The organism is Paraburkholderia eburnea (genome assembly GCF_002917095.1).
GTDB classification, from domain to species: Bacteria; Pseudomonadota; Gammaproteobacteria; order Burkholderiales; family Burkholderiaceae; genus Paraburkholderia; species Paraburkholderia eburnea.
Map to the genome: position 1 here is coordinate 23,382 of NZ_PQGA01000022.1, position 18,395 is coordinate 41,776.

The 18,395-nt window shown below is 64.0% G+C and carries 11 protein-coding genes; 7 read left to right on the plus strand and 4 right to left on the minus strand.

The window, feature by feature from the left end:
- The first annotated feature begins 102 nt into the window (after positions 1-102).
- The 7 genes from B0G62_RS26535 to B0G62_RS26565 all read left to right on the plus strand — a co-directional run bounded on the left by B0G62_RS26535 (position 103) and on the right by B0G62_RS26565 (position 12,365).
- On the plus strand, positions 103-1,416 hold the full coding sequence (locus tag B0G62_RS26535; RefSeq protein ID WP_103707151.1) for an extracellular solute-binding protein: 1,314 nt from the start codon (positions 103-105) through the stop codon (positions 1,414-1,416).
- Positions 1,417-1,507: 91 nt separating this feature from the next.
- Positions 1,508-2,431, plus strand: a complete 924-nt coding sequence (locus B0G62_RS26540) for a carbohydrate ABC transporter permease (RefSeq protein WP_103707152.1) — start codon at positions 1,508-1,510, stop codon at positions 2,429-2,431.
- A gap of 3 nt (positions 2,432-2,434) precedes the next feature.
- Positions 2,435-3,277 carry a carbohydrate ABC transporter permease gene (locus tag B0G62_RS26545; protein WP_103707153.1) on the plus strand — a complete coding sequence of 281 codons (843 nt, stop codon included), beginning with the start codon at positions 2,435-2,437 and terminating at the stop codon, positions 3,275-3,277.
- Between the two features lie 53 nt (positions 3,278-3,330).
- Complete coding sequence (locus B0G62_RS26550; protein ID WP_103707154.1) at positions 3,331-4,461, plus strand: ABC transporter ATP-binding protein; 1,131 nt, start codon at positions 3,331-3,333, stop codon at positions 4,459-4,461.
- Between the two features lie 80 nt (positions 4,462-4,541).
- Positions 4,542-6,944, plus strand: a complete 2,403-nt coding sequence (locus tag B0G62_RS26555; RefSeq protein ID WP_103707155.1) for a glycoside hydrolase family 3 N-terminal domain-containing protein — start codon at positions 4,542-4,544, stop codon at positions 6,942-6,944.
- A 135-nt stretch (positions 6,945-7,079) separates the two neighbouring features.
- Positions 7,080-11,939, plus strand: a complete 4,860-nt coding sequence (locus B0G62_RS26560; protein WP_103707156.1) for an NAD-glutamate dehydrogenase — start codon at positions 7,080-7,082, stop codon at positions 11,937-11,939.
- A gap of 114 nt (positions 11,940-12,053) precedes the next feature.
- On the plus strand, positions 12,054-12,365 hold the full coding sequence (locus B0G62_RS26565; RefSeq protein ID WP_103707157.1) for a cupin domain-containing protein: 312 nt from the start codon (positions 12,054-12,056) through the stop codon (positions 12,363-12,365).
- A 233-nt stretch (positions 12,366-12,598) separates the two neighbouring features.
- Here the strand turns inward: B0G62_RS26565 and B0G62_RS26570 are convergent, their stop codons facing one another.
- The 4 genes from B0G62_RS26570 to B0G62_RS26580 all read right to left on the minus strand — a co-directional run bounded on the left by B0G62_RS26570 (position 12,599) and on the right by B0G62_RS26580 (position 18,108).
- Positions 12,599-15,964: a DEAD/DEAH box helicase gene (locus B0G62_RS26570; protein ID WP_103707158.1), complete on the minus strand. Its 3,366-nt coding sequence runs from the start codon at positions 15,962-15,964 to the stop codon at positions 12,599-12,601.
- Between the two features lie 80 nt (positions 15,965-16,044).
- Positions 16,045-16,200, minus strand: coding sequence for a hypothetical protein (locus tag B0G62_RS31815; protein ID WP_167401345.1), 156 nt, complete (start codon positions 16,198-16,200; stop codon positions 16,045-16,047).
- A gap of 48 nt (positions 16,201-16,248) precedes the next feature.
- The gene (locus B0G62_RS26575) at positions 16,249-16,704 is read right to left on the minus strand and encodes a DUF1269 domain-containing protein (RefSeq protein WP_103707159.1); all 456 of its coding nucleotides are present in this window, start codon (positions 16,702-16,704) and stop codon (positions 16,249-16,251) included.
- 165 nt (positions 16,705-16,869) lie between these two features.
- Entirely contained in the window at positions 16,870-18,108 is a 1,239-nt protein-coding gene (locus tag B0G62_RS26580) for an MFS transporter (RefSeq protein WP_103707160.1), read from the minus strand.
- Positions 18,109-18,395: the final 287 nt, after the last annotated feature.

Below are 18,395 nucleotides of genomic sequence, written 5' to 3' on the forward strand. Positions count from 1 at the left end.
TTAACACCGTCTGGTGAGCCAGCCCCGATATTACTACCATGCCGTAACGTTAAGGCTAACGTTAATCGATGATCGATAAAACCAGCGACAGGAGACATCGGAATGGCGTACACGGTGGTAACGAAGACGATCGGACGGGCGGCGCGTTTTGCTCCGCTGTTTGCCCCGCTATTTGCCGCACTGGCTGCGGCGGGCATCTCGAACGTGGCACAGGCGCAGGACGCGAAAATCATCACCACCTGGGACCAGCAGACCAATGCCACGTCGAGCAAGATCCTGCGCGACGCATCGGATCGCTTCGAGCAGAAGAACCCTGGTTACAAGGTCGAAAACTCGCACATCCTGAACGACGCCTATAAGACCAAGCTCAAGGTGGCGTTCGGCGCCGGCCAGCCGCCGTGTGTGTTCGAGTCGTGGGGCGGCGGTCCGCTCAACGAATACGTGAAGGCCGGGCAGATCGCCGATCTCACGCCGTATCTGCAGAAGGACGCCGCTTACCGTGAGCGCTTTCTGCCGGCTTCGTGGAAAGCCGTGACCTTTGACGGCAAGACCTATGGCGTGGCCGCCGAAAACGCTTCGGCTGCCGTGATTTTCTATAACAAGGATCTCTTCAGGCAATACGGTCTCACGCCGCCCGCCACGTGGGACCAGCTCATGCATGTGGTGAAGGTGCTGACCTCGCATGGCGTCGCGCCGTTCGCGCTCGCCAACAAGAACAAGTGGACAGGCTCGATGTACTACATGTACCTCGTCGATCGCATCGGCGGCCCGGACGTCGTGCGCGGCGCGGTGGAGGGCGGCGGCAAGGGCTTTGGCGATCCGGCTTTCGTGGAGGCGGGCAAGTACATCCAGGACCTCGTGAAGGCGGGCGCCTTTGCGCAGGGCTATAACGGTCTCGACTATGACGTGGGCGCCTCGCGCCGTCTGCTGTACTCGGGCCGCGCGGCGATGGAACTGATGGGCGGCTGGGAAGCCTCGACCATCGCCAACGAGAATCCCGCTTTTTCCGCGAAGCTCGACTTCTTTCCGTTCCCGAGCGTGCCGGGCGGCAAGGGTGATCCGCGCGACGTGATCGGCACCGTGGGCGACGGCTTCCTGAGCATTTCGAGCGCCTGCAAGTACCCGGATGCCGCGTTCAAGCTGATCCAGTCGCTCACCGACGACACCGCCATGCACGCGCGCGTCGGCGACCGCAAAATTCCGCCGGTCAACAACGTGTCTCTCGACGATCCGTTCCTCAAACGCCTGCAAAGCCTGATCGTACAGGCGCCGAACGTGCAGCTCTGGTACGACCAGGCACTGCCGCCGCGCCTGGGCGAATTGCACAAGGACACGACGCAGGCGCTGTTCGGCCTCTCTGTCACGCCGCAGGCAGCGGCGCAGCAGATGCAGGACGCCGCGAAGGCAGGCGGCTGAACGCCGGACGATTCATTCGCCATCCTGATCGATAGCCTCGATACGCACCGCTGACAACGCTGGCCCGCACCCGCAAGGGGCGGGCACACTCATGCCCGTGAACATCGCTCTCACCGCCGCCCCCGAACGCCGTCTGCGCCTGCCGACCCAATGGCTCGTGGCCGCGGCGTTTCTCGCCCCTGCCGTGCTGCTGCTTGCCGTGTTCCTGCTTTATCCGCTCGTCTCCAGCTTGCGGCTGTCGCTGCTCGACTGGAACGGACTGGGCAGCAACGCGCGCTTCGTCGGGCTCGCCAACTGGACCAGGCTCGCCCACGACGCCGTGTTCTGGCAATCGCTCGCCAACAACGCGATCCTGGCCGCCGCGTCGGTTGTCGTCGAACTGCCGGTCGCGCTCGCGCTGGCCGTGTTGCTCAATAAAGCGGGGCGTGGCTCGCGCGTGCTCAAGATCCTGTATTTCCTGCCACTGCTGATGTCGAGCGTCGCCATCGGCGTGCTGTTCAAGAATATCTACGATCCGAATTTCGGCCCGCTCAACGCAGCGCTCCATGCCATCGGGCTCGACGGTCTCGCGAAGGACTGGATCGGCGATCCGCATTTTTCGCTGGGCTCGACCATCGCCGTGATCTGCTGGCAGAACACGCCGTTCTACATGATCCTGTTTCTCGCCGGGCTGTCCTCGCTGCCCGCCGAGATCGTCGAAGCCGCCCGGCTGGATGGCGCCTCGGAATGGACCACGTTCTGGCGCATCAAGCTGCCGCATCTGCAGGGCACCCTGCGCACCGCCGTGCTGCTGTCGATCCTCGGTTCGCTGCGCTATTTCGACCTTATCTACGTGATGACCGGCGGCGGCCCTGAAGGCGCATCCGAACTGATGGCCACTTATATGTACCGCACCGTGTTCAGTTCGTTCCAGATGGGTTATGGCAGCACCATCGGCTCGGCGATGTTCCTCATCGTGTGCGCCGTAGCCGCTGTGTCGCTGCGCTTCACGCGCCGTTACGCCGACGAGGTCTGAACGATGCGCACGCAACCTTTCAACCGAATTCGCAACATCCGCGTGGGCGTGCCGCTGCTCGCGCTGGTCTGGCTCGCCGTCACGACATTGCCGTTCCTGTTCGTGGTGGCGACGAGCCTGAAGACCCAGGACGAGACGTTTTCCTCGCCGGTGTGGGCGCTGCCCGCGCATCTGTATTTCGGCAATTACGCCGCTGTGCTCGAAGGCCCGTATTTCACGTACTTTCGCAACAGCGTATTCGTAGTGGGCGTGTCGGTCGTGCTGATCGTGATCGTGAGCGCGATGGCGGCCTATGCATTCGCACGCATGCGTTTCGCGCTCAACAGGCCGCTGTTCGGCCTGATCGTCGCGGGCATGATCGTGCCGCTGCATGCCACACTCGTTCCGATCTATCTGCTCACGCGCAATCTGGGCCTCTACGACACGCCGTTCGCACTGATCGGCCCGTACGTCGCGCTGAGTTTGCCGGTCTCGATCTTTATCCTCACCGGCTTCATGCGGCAGATTCCGCGCGAACTCGAAGAAGCCGCACAGCTCGACGGTTGCGGCCCGTTCGGTATTTTCTGGCGGGTATTCTTTCCGCTTTCGGGGCCGGGACTCGCCACCGTGGCGATCTATAACGGCATTGGCCTGTGGAACGAATTCATCTTTGCCTACATGCTCACCTCGACCTCGGAGCACCGCACGCTGCCGCTCGCGGTCTGGGATTTTCAGGGGCAATACTCGTCGAACGTGCCCGCGATGCTGGCCGTCGTCACGCTCACTTCACTGCCGCTGATCGTCGCCTATGCGTTCGGTCAGGAGCGTGTGATCAAGGGAATGATGGCGGGCTCGCTAAAGGGCTGAAGGGCTGACGCGCTCAATCGCAGGCCAACGCAAACGAAAGAGAATCACGACACATGGCAAGCATCACGCTCAACAACGTGCAGAAGGCCTACACGAACGGCCACGCGGTAATCCGCAACGCGCAGCTCGAAGTCGGCAAGAATGAGTTCTGCGTTTTTCTTGGGCCGTCCGGTTGCGGCAAGTCCACGCTGCTGCGGATGATCGCCGGTCTCGAATCGATCAGCGAAGGCGAGCTGCGTATCGACGGCCAGCGCATGAACGAAGTCGCGCCCGCGCAGCGCCGTGTGGCGATGGTGTTCCAGAACTATGCGCTCTATCCGCATATGAGCGTGTACGAGAACATGGCATTCGGGCTGCGCCAGGCGAAGATCGACCGGGCCGTGATCGATACGAAGGTGCGCCGCGCTGCCGCGGCGCTGCAACTCGACGCCTTGCTGGAACGCCGTCCCGCCGCGCTCTCGGGCGGCCAACGGCAGCGCGTGGCGATCGGCCGGGCCATCGTGCGCGAGCCGGGGGTGTTTCTGTTCGACGAGCCGCTGTCGAATCTCGATGCTTCGCTGCGGGTGCAGACACGCACGGAAATCGCCCGGCTGCATCGCGAGTTCCGCGAGGCCAGCGTGGTCTATGTGACGCACGATCAGGTCGAGGCGATGGCGCTCGCGGATCGCATCGTCCTGTTGCAGGCGGGCGAGGACATGGAGCGTCACGGCAGCATCGCTCAGGCGGGCGCGCCGCTGGAGCTTTATCACCATCCGAAGAGCCGCTTCGTGGCCGGTTTCATCGGCTCGCCGAAAATGAACTTCTTCGCGGGCACGGTGGCGCGTGCCGACGAGGGCGGCGTGGAGATCGTGCTTGAGAGCGGCGAGCGGCTACGCGCGCGCGTCGAGCCGGGACATGCGCGCGAAGGGATGAAGGTGACGCTGGGCATTCGCCCCGAGCATCTGCGTATCGCAGCGGACACGCGCACCGAACAGAAGCTTGCCTGCCGCGTGCGGCTTGTCGAGCGCATGGGCGAGCATTGCTACGTCCATCTTGCACAGGCCCATGCGGGATCGGGCACGCTGATCGCCAAGCTGCCGGGCGACAGCCCGCTTGCCATCGACGAGACCGTGCAGATCGCGTTACCTGCCGAGTCCTGTCATCTATTCGACGATCGCGACATCGCGTTTCGTCGCCTGAGCTAAGACGCTCACGGCCGGCGCGGCGCCGCGAGCGCCGTGCTGTGCCTATCGATAAGTCATGCTAATTTAATTGGAGTGCTTTGATGTCGCTCGATCACCATAGCGAGGTTCCGCTCTATCGCCGTGCCGATGCCAGCGTCACGGCACGCGTCGACGATCTGCTTGCCCGCATGACGCTGGACGAGAAAATCGCCCAGTTGCACGCCGTCTGGCTCAAGCTGCGCGCGGACGGCCAGCACGCGTGGCGCACTGAGGACTTCGCGCAGCGCGATACGGGTGTGCCGCTCGACACGCTCTTGCGCCATGGGCTCGGCCAGGTCACGCGGCCGCTCGGCACGCATACGGTGGACCCGAAGGCGGGCGTCGAGGCGTTCAACGCCTTGCAGCGCCAGATGGTGGAGGGCACGCGCCTGGGCATTCCGGTGATGGCGCACGAAGAATGTCTGGTCGGCCTGATGACGAAGGACGCTACGCTGTTTCCCTCGTCGCTGAACTACGCGGCGACCTGGAATCCCGGGCTCGTGCAGCGTGTGGGCGCGACGATCGGCGAGCAGGCGCGCTCGATCGGCTGTCATCAGGGCCTCGCGCCCGTGCTCGACGTCTCGCGCGATCCGCGCTGGGGCCGCACCGAAGAAACCTTCGGCGAAGATCCGTATCTGGTTGGCGTGCTGGCCTGCCATTACGTGCAGGGGCTGCAAGGCGAGCGGCGTGACGTGCTCGCCACGCTCAAGCACTTCGTCGCGCACTCGGCAAGCGAGGGCGCGCGCAATCACGCGCCGGTGCACGTTGGGCCGCGCGAGCTTAACGACACGTTCATGCTGCCGTTCGAGATGGCGGTCAAGCTCGCCAACGCCGGCTCGGTGATGCCCGCGTATCACGACATCGACGGCGTGCCCTGCCATGCGAACCGCGAACTGCTGCAAGGCGTGCTGCGCGAGAAGTGGGGCTTCGACGGTCTGATCGTGGCCGACTATGCCGGCGTGAATCTGCTCTACACCCACCACGGCACCGCGCACGATGCGGTCGAAGCCGCCGCGCAAACCTTCAACGCGGGCCTCGATATCGAACTGCCGGGCCACGAGTGCGCCCTGCATCTGAAAGAAGCGCTCGCGCGCGGCATCATTGACGAGCGCACGATCGATGCGGCGGTACGGCGCGTGCTGCGCGTGAAGTTCGAGATCGGCTTATTCGAGGCGCCGTATGCAGATCCACAGCGCGTGAACCTGCGCAGCGAGGCCGCAAGCGCTGTAGCCTATGACGTCGCGCTGCAATCGGCCGTGCTGCTGAAAAACGACGGCGTGCTGCCGCTCAGGAACGATGGCGTGCAGCACATAGCCGTGATCGGCCCGACCGCCGACGATCCGCTTGCGCTGCTCGCGGGCTACAGCTTCCCGGTGCACCTCATCAACAGCGGCGAGACCATCCCGTCTTCGATGACCACGCCTTTGCAGGCCTTGCGTGCATCGCTGGGAGCGTCGAGGGTCAGCTACGCACGCGGCTGCGCGATCATCGAGGAGCGTGGCGCGGGCGCGCCGGTTTTTCCCGGTGACGTAGCGATGACGATGCGCGACGTGGACGCGCATGACGCATTGCTAAGCACGGATACTTCGCAGATCGAAGCTGCCGTCGCGGCGGCGCGGGCAGCGGATGTGGCAATCGTCTTCGTCGGCGATCTGGCGGGCCTGTTCCAGTCGGGCACGGTGGGCGAAGGCTCGGATACGGACAGCCTGACGCTGCCGGGCCTGCAGCAGACGCTGCTCGACGCGGTGCTCGCGACGGGCACCCCCACAGTGGTCGTCATGACGGGCGGACGCCCCTACACGCTTGGCGCTCAGGATGCACGCGTGGCCGCGCTCGTGATGGCGTTCGCGCCCGGCGAGCAGGGCGGCGAAGCGCTGGCCGCGCTTCTCACTGGCCGCGAAAATTTCAGCGGGCGGTTGCCGCTTTCGGTGCCCACCAGCGCGGGCGCCGTGCCTTACGTTTATAACCACCGCCTCAAGAGTGCGGGTACGCCGGTGGCGTGGCACTTCGGCTCGCGTTATCCGTTCGGGTTTGGCCTGGGTTACACGACGTTCGCATACGAATCGCTTGAACTGGCCGTCGATACCGCGTCTATCGAGGACGGCAGCTTCGATTTCACGTTCACGCTGAAGAATAGCGGCGCGCGCGAGGGCACCGAAGTCGTGCAGATCTACGTGCGCGACCGCATTGCCTCCACCTCGCGGCCGGTGCGCGAACTAAAAGCGTTCGCGCGCGTGAGCGTGGCGGCACTGGCGCAGGCGCGCGTACGCGTGCGACTGCCCGTGGACATGCTCAATTTCACGGACGCGCGCGGCGAACGGATCGTCGAGCCCGGAGAATTCGATCTCATGATCGGCAGTTCGAGCCGCGATCTGCCTCTGCATGCCACGCTCACGGTCACAGGCCCCGCCACGCGAACCTTGCCGCGCATGTGGCGCATGGTCAGTGACGTGTCGGTGGAGTAAGAGGCGCAACGACTCGCTGCACTGCTGCACTGCAAGCGAGGGGCGCGCGCACGCAGTCATCGTTCGATCACCGTGGCGGTGCATAATGAAGCTCCTGCCGATCGCAGTCGATGGCCAGCCGCCCAGGAGCCCGCCATGCAAGCGAGGAACGAGGAATTCGTCGCCCATCTGCTCGCCGATCTCGTGGAATTCGCGCGTGCGCGTCTGCCCGAGCCGACCTTCCGGATCGTCGAGCCTTTCCTGCGTCACTATTACGATTTCGTCGATGCCGAGGATCTGCGCAGCCGCGCCATCGCCGATCTCTATGGCGCCGCGATGGCGCACTGGCAGACCGCGCAGCGCTTCGTGCCCGGCATGGAACGCATGCGGGTCTATAACCCCATCCTCGAACAGCACGGCTGGCATTCGGATCACACCGTCATCGAAATCGTCAACGACGACATGCCGTTCCTAGTCGATTCGGTGTCGATGGCCGTCAACAAGCTCGGGCTCGCGCTGCATTCGGCGATGCATCCGGTGTTTCGCATCTGGCGCGCTCAGGACGGCGTCATCACCCGCGTGGACGTGGGTGGTGCGGGCGCCGACGACGGCCAGTCGCAACTAGCTTCGTTCATCCACTTCGAAGTCGATCGATGTGGCGATGCAGCAAAGCTCGACGAACTGCGCCACGATATCGCCCGCGTGCTAGGCGACGTGCGCGCCTCGGTCGAGGACTGGCCGAAGATCGTGGGCGTCGCGCGCGAAACCATCAAGACCATGAAAGCGCGCGAGAGCAGCGCGGAAGAGATCGAATCGCGCGCCTTCCTCGAATGGATGGTGGCCGATCATTTCACCTTCCTCGGCCAACGCGACTATGCGCTGGTCGAGCATGAAGGCGGCTTCGGCCTGCGCGGCGTGGAAGGCTCGGGACTGGGCATTCTGCGCGAATCGCTGCGCGCGCCCGGCGTGGCCGATGTCACGCCGCTGCCGCCCGCGGCCCGCGAAATCATCGCGGGCGCATGGCCCATCTTTCTGACCAAAGCGAATTCGCGCGCGACCGTGCATCGCCCCGGTTATCTCGACTATGTGGGCATCAAGCTCGTCGGAGCGGACGGCAAGGTGTGCGGCGAGCGCCGCTTCGTGGGACTTTACACCTCGACGGTCTATATGGACTCGATCAGCGAGATTCCGATCGTGCGCCGCAAATGCGCGAACATCGTGCAGCGCGCGGGTTTTCTGCCGAAGGGCCATCTGGGTAAATCGCTCGTGACCGTGCTGGAAACCTGGCCGCGCGACGAGTTGTTTCAGGCGAGCGAAGACGAACTCTACGATATCGCGCTGGGCGTGCTGCGATTGCAGGAACATCAGCGCACGCGCCTGTTCGTGCGGCGCGACCGCTTCGGGCGCTTTGTTTCCTGCCTCGTGTACGTGGCGCGCGACAAGTACAACACGGATCTGCGCCGCAAGATCGCCCAGTTGTTGAGCGCGGCCTTCAACGGCGAATCGGTGGAATTCACGCCGCTGCTTTCCGAATCGACGCTCGCACGGATTCATTTCGTCGTCCATATCAAATCGGGAGGGATGCCCGAGGTCGATACGCGTGAACTGGAAGCGCGGCTCGTGCAGGTCACGCGCCGCTGGCAGGACGATCTCGCCGACGCGCTGCTCGACGCTTTCGGCGAAGAACAGGGCACGCGCCTGCTGCACCGTTACGCCGATTCATTCCCGGCCGGTTATCGCGACGACTACCCGGCGCGCACGGCGGTGCGCGATATCGAACTGATCGAGCGCGTGCAGGGCACGCGTCGCATTGCCATGAATCTGTACCGGCCCATCGAGGCCGGGCCGCGCGCGTTCCGCTTCAAGGTCTATTGCGCGGGCGACGCCATCGCACTCTCGCGCAGCCTGCCGATGCTGGAACATCTGGGTGTGCGCGTGGATGAAGAGCGCCCCTACGTGATACTTGTGCCAGGCTGCCAGCCCGCGTGGGTGCACGATTTTGGACTCGAACTCGCCGACGACGCCGAATTCGACATCGAACGCGTCAAGGACCTGTTTGAAGATGCCTTCGAAGCGGTCTGGACCGCGCGCATCGAGAACGACGATTTCAACCGCCTCGTGCTGCGCGCGTATCTGGGCGCGCGCGAAGTCACGATCCTGCGCGCCTATGCAAAGTATTTGCGCCAGGTGGGCTCCACTTTCAGCGATGCCTATATCGAGCGCGCGCTCACCGGCAATCCGGCCATCGCGCGGCAACTGGTCGAGCTTTTCCTGATTCGATTCGATCCGCGCTCGGGCGACGGCACCGTTGTGACGGACGCACGCACGGCGCGTATGGATCTGGCGCTCAAGGCCATCGAGGCCGCGCTCGACCAGGTGCCCAATCTCGACGAGGACCGCATCCTGCGCCAGTTCCTCGGCGTCATCAAGGCCACGCAGCGCACCAACTATTTCCGCCGTGATGCCGACGGCGCGCCGCTGCCCGCGCTCTCGTTCAAGTTCGATCCGTCGAAGGTGCCTGGCCTGCCCGAACCCAAGCCGATGTTCGAGATCTGGGTCTATTCGCCGCGTGTGGAAGGCGTGCATCTGCGCGGCGGGCGCGTCGCGCGCGGCGGTCTGCGCTGGTCCGACCGGCGCGAGGACTTCCGCACCGAAGTGCTCGGCCTCATGAAAGCGCAGATGGTGAAGAACGTCGTGATCGTGCCGGTGGGATCGAAGGGCGGTTTCGTCGTGAAGAATCCTCCGCCGATCACGGATCGCGAGGCGTGGATGCGCGAAGGCATCGCGTGCTACCAGACCTTCCTGCGCGGCCTGCTCGACCTCACCGACAATCTCGAAGGCAACGTGATTGTGCCGCCGCCCGACGTCGTGCGCCACGATCCCGACGACCCCTATCTGGTGGTCGCGGCGGACAAGGGTACGGCCACCTTCTCCGACTACGCGAACGCGATTTCGCAGGAGTACGGTTTCTGGCTCGACGATGCGTTCGCCTCGGGCGGCTCGGTCGGCTACGACCACAAGAAAATGGCGATCACGGCGCGCGGCGCGTGGGAGTCGGTCAAGCGTCACTTCCGCGAAATGGGCGTGGACACCCAGGCGAGCGATTTCACCGTGGTGGGCGTGGGCGATATGTCGGGCGACGTGTTCGGCAATGGCATGCTGCTTTCGCCGCATATCAAACTGGTGGCGGCGTTCGATCACCGGCACATCTTCCTCGACCCGAATCCCGATACGGCCGTGAGTTTCGCGGAGCGCAGCCGTCTGTTCGCGCTGGACCGGTCGAGCTGGGCCGACTACGATCCCGCCGCCATCTCGGCGGGCGGCGGCGTGTTTGCGCGCACCGTCAAGACGATTGCGCTGTCTCCCGCCGTGCAGGCGGTGCTCGGCGTCGAGGCGGTGGCGCTCACGCCCGGCGAGCTGATTCGCGCGATTCTGCAGGCTCCCGTCGATCTGCTCTATAACGGCGGCATCGGCACCTATGTGAAGGCAGCGCATGAAACCAACGCGCAGGCAGGCGACCGCGCGAACGACGCCGTGCGCGTGAATGGTGCGGACCTGCGCTGCAAGGTGGTGGGCGAGGGCGGCAATCTGGGCGTCACGCAGTACGGCCGCATCGAATTCGCGCAGAAGGGCGGACGCATCAACACGGATGCGATCGATAATTCGGCAGGCGTGGATTGTTCGGATCACGAAGTTAACATCAAGATTCTGCTGGGACTCGTGGTGGCCGATGGCGAGATGACCACGAAACAGCGCAATACGCTGCTCGCGGAAATGACCGATGAAGTCGGCCTGCTCGTGCTGCGCGACAACTACTACCAGACGCAGGCGCTCTCGATCGCGGGACGTTACAGCGCCGAACTGCTCGACGCCGAAACGCGGCTGATGCGCTGGCTCGAACGCGTGGGCCGCCTGAACCGCGTGATCGAATTCCTGCCGACCGACGAACAGGTGGCCGAGCGTCAGGCGGCGAAGCTTGGCCTGACCTCACCCGAGCGCGCCGTGCTGCTCGCCTACAGCAAGATGTGGCTCTACGACGCGCTGCTCGATTCGGATGTGCCCGAAGATCCGCTGGTCGCGGCGCTGTTGATCGACTATTTTCCGGTTCCGTTGCAGGAGCGCTTTAGCGCGCCGATGCAGCGCCATCCGCTGCGTCGCGAGATCCTCGCCACGCATTTGACGAATGCGCTCGTGAACCGCGTGGGCTGCGCGTTCGTCCACCGGCTCATGGAAGAGACCGACGCGCGCCCCGGCGAGATCGTGCGCGCCTGCATCATGGCGCGCGACGTGTTCGACCTGGACGCCATCTGGCGCGATATCGACGCGCTCGATAACCGCGTGCCCGACGACGTGCAGGCGAGCATGTTCGTCGATGTCGCGCGGCTGCTCGAACGCTCGGCGCTGTGGTTCCTGCGCCATCTGCAGGCGGGCGCGGTGGACGGCGTGGGCGTGAACACGCTCATCGCGCGCTGCCGCGACGCGGCGCAGCGGCTCGCGCCGCAATTGCCGACGCTGTTGCCTGCCGCCGACCTCGAAGTGCTGGCTGCGCGTCAGGCGGCGCGGGTCAACGCGGGCGTGGACAGCGCGTTGTCGGTGCGGGTGGCGAGCGGCGAACTGTCGGTCGCGCTGCTCGATATCGCCGATGTCGCGGCGGCCTGCGAGCGGCCGCTCGAATGGGTGGCGGCGGTGTATTTCGCGCTGGGCACGCGCCTGAACTACGGCTGGATCAGCGAACGCGCGGCGGCGCTGCCGACGCCGACGCACTGGGACACGATGGCGCGCGCGGCGGCGCTCGCGGAAATCGGACGCCTCAAGCGCGCGCTGACGATGAGCGTGCTGGCCGACGCGCCGCCGACAGCGGACGCGCAGGCGCTCGTGGACGAATGGTGCGGACAGCACGAGGCGGCGCTGGAGCGCTACGCCCATCTGCTCGCGGAATTGCGCGCGACGAGCGGCGCGAGTCTTTCGGTCCTGCTGGTGATCGTGCGGGCGATGGCGATGCTTGAAAGGCCCTGATGCGCACGCGGGCAACCCGGCGGGCTGGACGTGTGGCGGAGCGCGGATCGACAATATGCGCCTGATCGCTGCAAAAGCGCAAATTTTCGTCCATCCCGGTTTGCCACGTTAGCCATGAAAATCATCCGCAGCAAAACGTTTACCGCCGAGCGTGCCTGGGGCGCGCTCGACATCGCCAACATGGGCGGCATCACCACGCGGCTGCACTGGACCGACCAGCCGTACAAATGGCACGTCAACGACGGCGAGGAGGTTTTCGCCGTGCTCGATGGCCGTGTGGAAATGCGTTACCGCGAGGCCGGCGCCGAGCATTCGGCCGTGCTCGAAACCGGCGACGTGTTTTATGCCTCGGTCGGCACCGAGCATGTTGCGCATCCGCTGGGCGAGGCCCGCATTCTCGTGATCGAAAAAGCCGGCAGCGTCTAACGCCCTATGGCTTTTTCCGGGAGCCCCAACCGCGCGAATCCCACCGCCGCGCGCGTGTTCGCGCCGTCGGAGTTGTCGATCGGTCTGTCCAGCGACGCCCGTGTCGCTCGGCTATCGCACCGGGCGCCTCGCGCTCGTCGGGTTGAGCGGGAGTGACCACCGTGCGAACTCTGCCCGCTCAGTACGTTTCCCATCGCATGAGCACTGCGGAGATCGCTGATAGAAACGCAGTCCTAATTGACCGCGGTTGTCCCCGTTCTTGCGCGCGAACGCGACTTCGCGGCAGATGAAGCCGCAGGCGTGGCCGGGATGGGCTCAAGGAGCGCCTCGATGTCATCAGCCGAGAACTTGACGGCGCCGGCGGCATCGTCGGACAGGATCGCGTCGGCCAGCGCTGCCTTTTTCTCCTGCATCGAGACGATTTTCTCTTCGACGCTGCCGGCCGTAATCAGCTTGTAGACGAACACAGGCTTGTCCTGTCCCAAACGATGAGCGCGATCGGTTGCCTGATTTTCGACGGCTGGATTCCACCAGGGATCGTAGTGGATGACGGTATCGGCCGCCGTCAGATTCAAGCCGACGCCACCGGCCTTCAGGCTGATCAAAAAGAGCGGCGCCTCGCCTTCCTGAAAACGCCGGACCGGCGTCACGCGATCAGTCGTATCACCCGTCAGTACAACGTACGGAATCCCGGCGACATCGAGCGCGGCGGCGATGAGATCGAGCATACCGGTGAACTGCGAGAACAGCAGGATGCGGCGACCTTCCTCAATCAGTTCGGGCAACATCTCCAGCAGGAGTTCCAGCTTGGCCGATTGCTCGATGCGAGCGGCCTGCCGGATCTTCACGAGCCTCGGATCGCAGCAGACCTGACGTAATTTGAGCAAGGCTTCGAGCACCACGATGTGACTGCGCGCGAGTCCTTTCGCAGTGACCGCCTTGCGAATCTTTTCATGCATCGCGGTACGGACGATTTCATAGAGATCGCGCTGGTCGCCTTCGAGTTCGACGGTGCGCACAATGGTCGTCCGGGGCGGCAACTCGGTGGCGACCTCGTCCTTGCGCCGGCGTAGCATGAACGGGCGAATACGGCGCGCGAGCAGATCGCGCCGGATGGTGTCGCCATTTTTTTCGATCGGCGAACGCCAGCGCCGGGTGAAATCCTTTTGCGTTCCGAGAAAGCCGGGCAGCAGGAAATCGAACTGGGCCCACAACTCGCCAAGATGGTTCTCCAGCGGCGTGCCCGTCAGGCACAAGCGGTGCTGCGCGCGCAGCGCGCGGATCGCCGCCGCCGCTTTGGTGGCGGCGTTCTTGACGTAGTGGGCTTCATCGAGGATCAGCAGATGGTAGTCGTATTCGACAAGTATCGAATGATCGCGCCACAGCAATGCGTAGGTCGTCAGAATGAGATCGTGTTGGGCGATGTCATCAAAGCGCTCATGGCGCTGCGGGCCATGCAGGTCGAGCACGCGCAGATCCGGCGTGAAGCGCTGCGCTTCCTCGCGCCAGTTGTGCACGAGTGTGGTCGGCACCACGATCAAGGCTGGCTGGGTCAGCCGGCCGGCTTCCTTTTCGGCGAGGATGTGGGCGAGGGTCTGCACCGTCTTGCCGAGCCCCATGTCGTCGGCGAGCACCCCCGACAGGCCCTGTTTGCGCAGAAACTGCATCCAGCTTAGCCCCTGACGCTGATACGCACGCAATTCGGCCCGTAACCCGTTCGGTACGGGCGCCTCGTCAACGCCGGGACCGGCCGTCAGGCGTTGGGCGAGTTGCCGGATCGATGTGTCGCCGTGAAACTGCCAACCGCCAGTGCGATCCAGCGCATCGAGCCGGCCCGCATCCCACTCCGAAATGCGCAGGTGGCCTTCCCCGACGGTATCGAACAGATCGATCAGCACGCGCACAACCGGTTTGAGGCGGTCGGCGCGCAGGCGCAGCCGCTCGTTGCGGTCGGTCTTCAGGTCAACGGCTTCATCATCGGCAATCGTATCGAGCTTGCCGGACAGCCATCGAGCATCGCGCCGAAACAGGTCGGCGAGCAGCGGCTCCAGGCGCACGGTACGGCCGTTGACCGCGATTCCCATCTCGACATCGAACCAGCCGTCGCCAGACCGGCGCAGAGCACCGTCGATCGCTTCGATTTCGATCACGTTATGGCGGAACGCATCGGTCGTGGCGACCTGCCAGCCATTCTGGCGCAGCGCGGACAACGCAATTTTTGTGAAGGTGGGCCAGTCGTCGGGGTTCTGCGGGGCGAGTATGCCGTCCGGAAACGATTGTGGACCGTGGGCCTGGCCGGCGGGCACTTTCCTCAGGCCAAGCTTGTGCAGCTCCGTCAGGCGCCGCTGTTCGGCATCGAGCTGCCGCTTGATCTGGATCACTTTGCCTTCTGGCGTGCGTACCAGTGTGATGTTGCTCTGGGCGTCGAGATCATGGCCTGCATAGTCGAAGCGCACCGTCGCAAAATCCAGCCTGTTTTGCTGCGCCTTTGACGACCAGCCGGACGACCAGATCGGCAGCGTGTCGAGCAAGAGCTTCGGGATCGGCGTGACACTCACCACCTGCACGCTCGCCGGTTCAGGGACGGGCGGCAGGGGAAGATCCGGTGCTACGTCGCGCAACACATTGGCGACGAGTGCGGCTTCGTCGAGCGTAATAGCCGGCATGGCCAGAAACTCGCCGAGCTGCACGTCCGGGCAGGGCAGATCGATCGTGCCGGCCTCGCCTGATTGCGCATCCACATACCAGCATGGCTGGGGCCCGGTCAGCAGGAACGTGGCCGGAGGCTCGGTTTGCAGAACCGGCCGTATACGGGTATCCGGCAGGCCATGCCATACGATCTGCCCGCGGCGCGAGGGTCCGGTGTGCAGTGCGCACGGCGAGCCGGCACGCATGGGATTGGCCGCCGGCGAAACGAATGCGCGGCCGGTCGCGATGAGCTTTTCCAGAATCGCGGCGCCGGTTGCGCCTTGCAGCCCGAAGCTGCCGCCATATTCGCGGGAGCGGTCCAGCCACAATCCGCGCAGGATCGGCAAATCTTCTTCGGCGACAAATTTCGGCGGCTTGACGAGTGCGTTTTCCACATTCCGCCACGGATCGTCGAAGGAGCGAATCGTGCCGTCGACATTCACGCGGGCCTTGTAGAGAAAGAGCTCCGGGACGCCGCGATGCGAACCGGCGATGACATACGCGAGCGCGTGCGTGGCCTTTGCCGTCGCGGGCATTTTGCCGCGAGCATTGGCGGCGGTGCGGGTGGCGCGAAACCCTTCCAGCCAGGTCACCAGTTCAGGCCGCACACCCGATGCGGGTTGCGCCTGCAGGTGCTCAAGGCCTGCGATCAGGAGCGCCGCCACGTGCTTGCACTCGAAGCCAACCGGGCACGTGCATTCGTTTTCGATCCAGACATCGTCATCGACGTCGTTGAACGCGACCCAAACATCATAGGGCCGCGATCGCGTGCCCTGGATCTTCCCGGTAAGCATCTTGCGGTCGTCCTGCCACTTCAGATCCGAGACGGCGTGTGCATAATCGCGGGCTTTCGCCACCGTACGGGAGCCTAACCAATCCGTGATCTGTTTGCGGGTGTAGGTGACCGGCATGGGCAAAGGAATCAGAATGAAAACGTGCCCGGCATTTTACGCGGTCCACTTGCCGCTTGCCCCGGTGGTTTGCGGCGCGCTTACTTATGCATCATCGCTTCGACCAGAAAGTGAAACGGGAGCGTGAGCAGCACCGTCGCCCCGAATCCCACGCACCAGAGGATGAACATCCATTTGAGGTTGTGCAGAAAGCCGCGGCGTTGCGGTTGAGGTTGATGGTTCGATTGTTGCGCCATGATCGTTCCTCCCCTGGAATTTTATCGAGCGCCGGGCCTTAGCGTACCTCACCAGGCCAGCGCCTGACGAAACACCTGTCCGCCGTAACCGTGGACGATTTCGTCGATCTGCGCGGGCGCGGGATCGTGCGTTTCGAGCACCAGCGCCCAGCAACCCGCTTTCAGTTCGCCCTCGATGGTCTTTGTGAGCTTGCTGTCCAGATGCGCCTCGATCTCGCGCGTGCCCAGCCCCACGCCCGCGCCGATCGTCAGCCCCGCGATCGCGCCGAGCGGACCGCCCAGCAGGCCGATGAGCGCGCCCGTGGCCGCGCCGATCACGGTGCCCCAATGCGGCCGGCTGTACTCGTCGAGCACCTTCAGCATGCCCGACGGGTCTTTCTGCACCATGACGCCGCTTTCGATTTTCAGACCCTGACCGTCGGTTTCGAAGTTCTTGAAGTCGCGCGCGGCGCGCTGCGCCTCGTCCAGCGTGCCGAAGGTCGCAACGATCAATTCCTGTGACATATGAACACTCCCGACGCCTGACTGTGTGCTTCAGTCAAACCTTTAGACAAAGATAGGCAATTCGGGAGAAGAGGGAGGAGTTTTTGGCCACCTTGGCCGAAGGGACTGGATGCGGACGGGCGAGGCGGGCATGGAAGTAGCTCGACATGCCCGCCATGAGAAACGTCAGTCAAGCGATGCGTCGCACGCGCAATCGAGACTGGCAGCTTTAGCCGGTTGTCTTGACGCGGCCAAACGTTGCAGCGTCACGAGACCCAGCAGGGCAAGCCCCAAGCCCAGCAAAAAGTCCGCATGAACGCCCGCGCGGTCGACGATCGTGCCGCCCACCGCCGAGCCCGCCGCAATCGCCACCTGAATCACGCTAACGAACATGGCCGATCCGGCTTCGGGCAAATCCGTCGTGTCGCGCTGGATCCATACGCTGAAACACAGCGGCAGCGCACCGAACGCAATGCCCCACAGCAGCATGCCAACCGTCTCGCCAACCGGCGAATGTTCGAGCAACAGCATCGAGGACAGCGCCGCCAGCAGCAGCAAGACCATCGTGGCGACGGACTTTTTCAGATGGTCCGAAATCACCGTCGACGTCAGCGCGTTCGAGAAAAAGCCGATCAGGCCGAATCCCAACAACAGCAGCGTCATGGCGTTTAGCGAGAAGTCATGCTCCAGCAGCGGTGCAATGTAGGTGTAGGTCGAGAAATGCGCCCCAAAAACCAGCGCAACCATCAGCATGCTTAGCCGCGTGTGCGAGCGCCCGAGCAGTTTGCGGAAATCGGCAAGACGCAACGCCGATGCCGACGGCAGCGAGGGCACGAGCAATGCCTGCGCCACCAGCGCAAGCGCCACGAGTCCCGCCGTGGCCGCGAAAGCCAGACGCCAGGACGAAAACGACGCGATAAACGTCCCCAGCGGCACGCCGATCACCGTCGCGCAGGTCACGCCGGTCAAAATCGTCGCGGTGGCTTTGGCGGCGTCCCTGCCTTGCACGAGACGCGGCGCGGCTGCTGTCGCCAGCGTCCAGAAACCGCCCAGCGCCGCGCCGAGCAAGGCCCGCCCCGTCAGCATGACCGCAAAGCCGGGCGCGATGGCGCAGAGCACATTCGCGATCAGCAATACAGCGGTGAGAAGCAGGAAAACGTAGCGGCGATCCATGCGGCCCGCGCTCACAATGAGCATCGGCGCGGAAATCGCGGCCATGACGCCGGGCGTGGTGACCATCAGGCCCGCAACGCCGGTGGATACGCCAAGATCGTGCGCGATTTGCGGCAACAAACCGACGGGCAGAAACTCGGCGGTCACGAATGCGAATGCGCTCATGGCCACAGCAACGACAGATAGCCATTGACTCGCGGACGTGGGCGTTCCTTCTAGCGATACTGGAGTCGTAGGGGTATCTATTTGCATGACGGCCTTAATCGAGGACAGAACGTGGATCGAGGCATCGAATTTTAGGCGGGGATTTGTCCAACAAAAAGAGTCGAATTCTGAAAAGACAAGATGGCGAGGCTGAACAATCAATCGGGTAAAACGCGAAAAGGGCCGGCAGAAGCCGAAGGATCTACCGGCCCTTTTAGGGAATTCGTCTCGCGATGAACGGCAAACATCACTCACGCCGAACGCGGAGTTCAGGCCCGCGCCGTTCTCGCGAAATGCGATTATTTTCGGATATTAAATTTCCTGCAATTACGTAT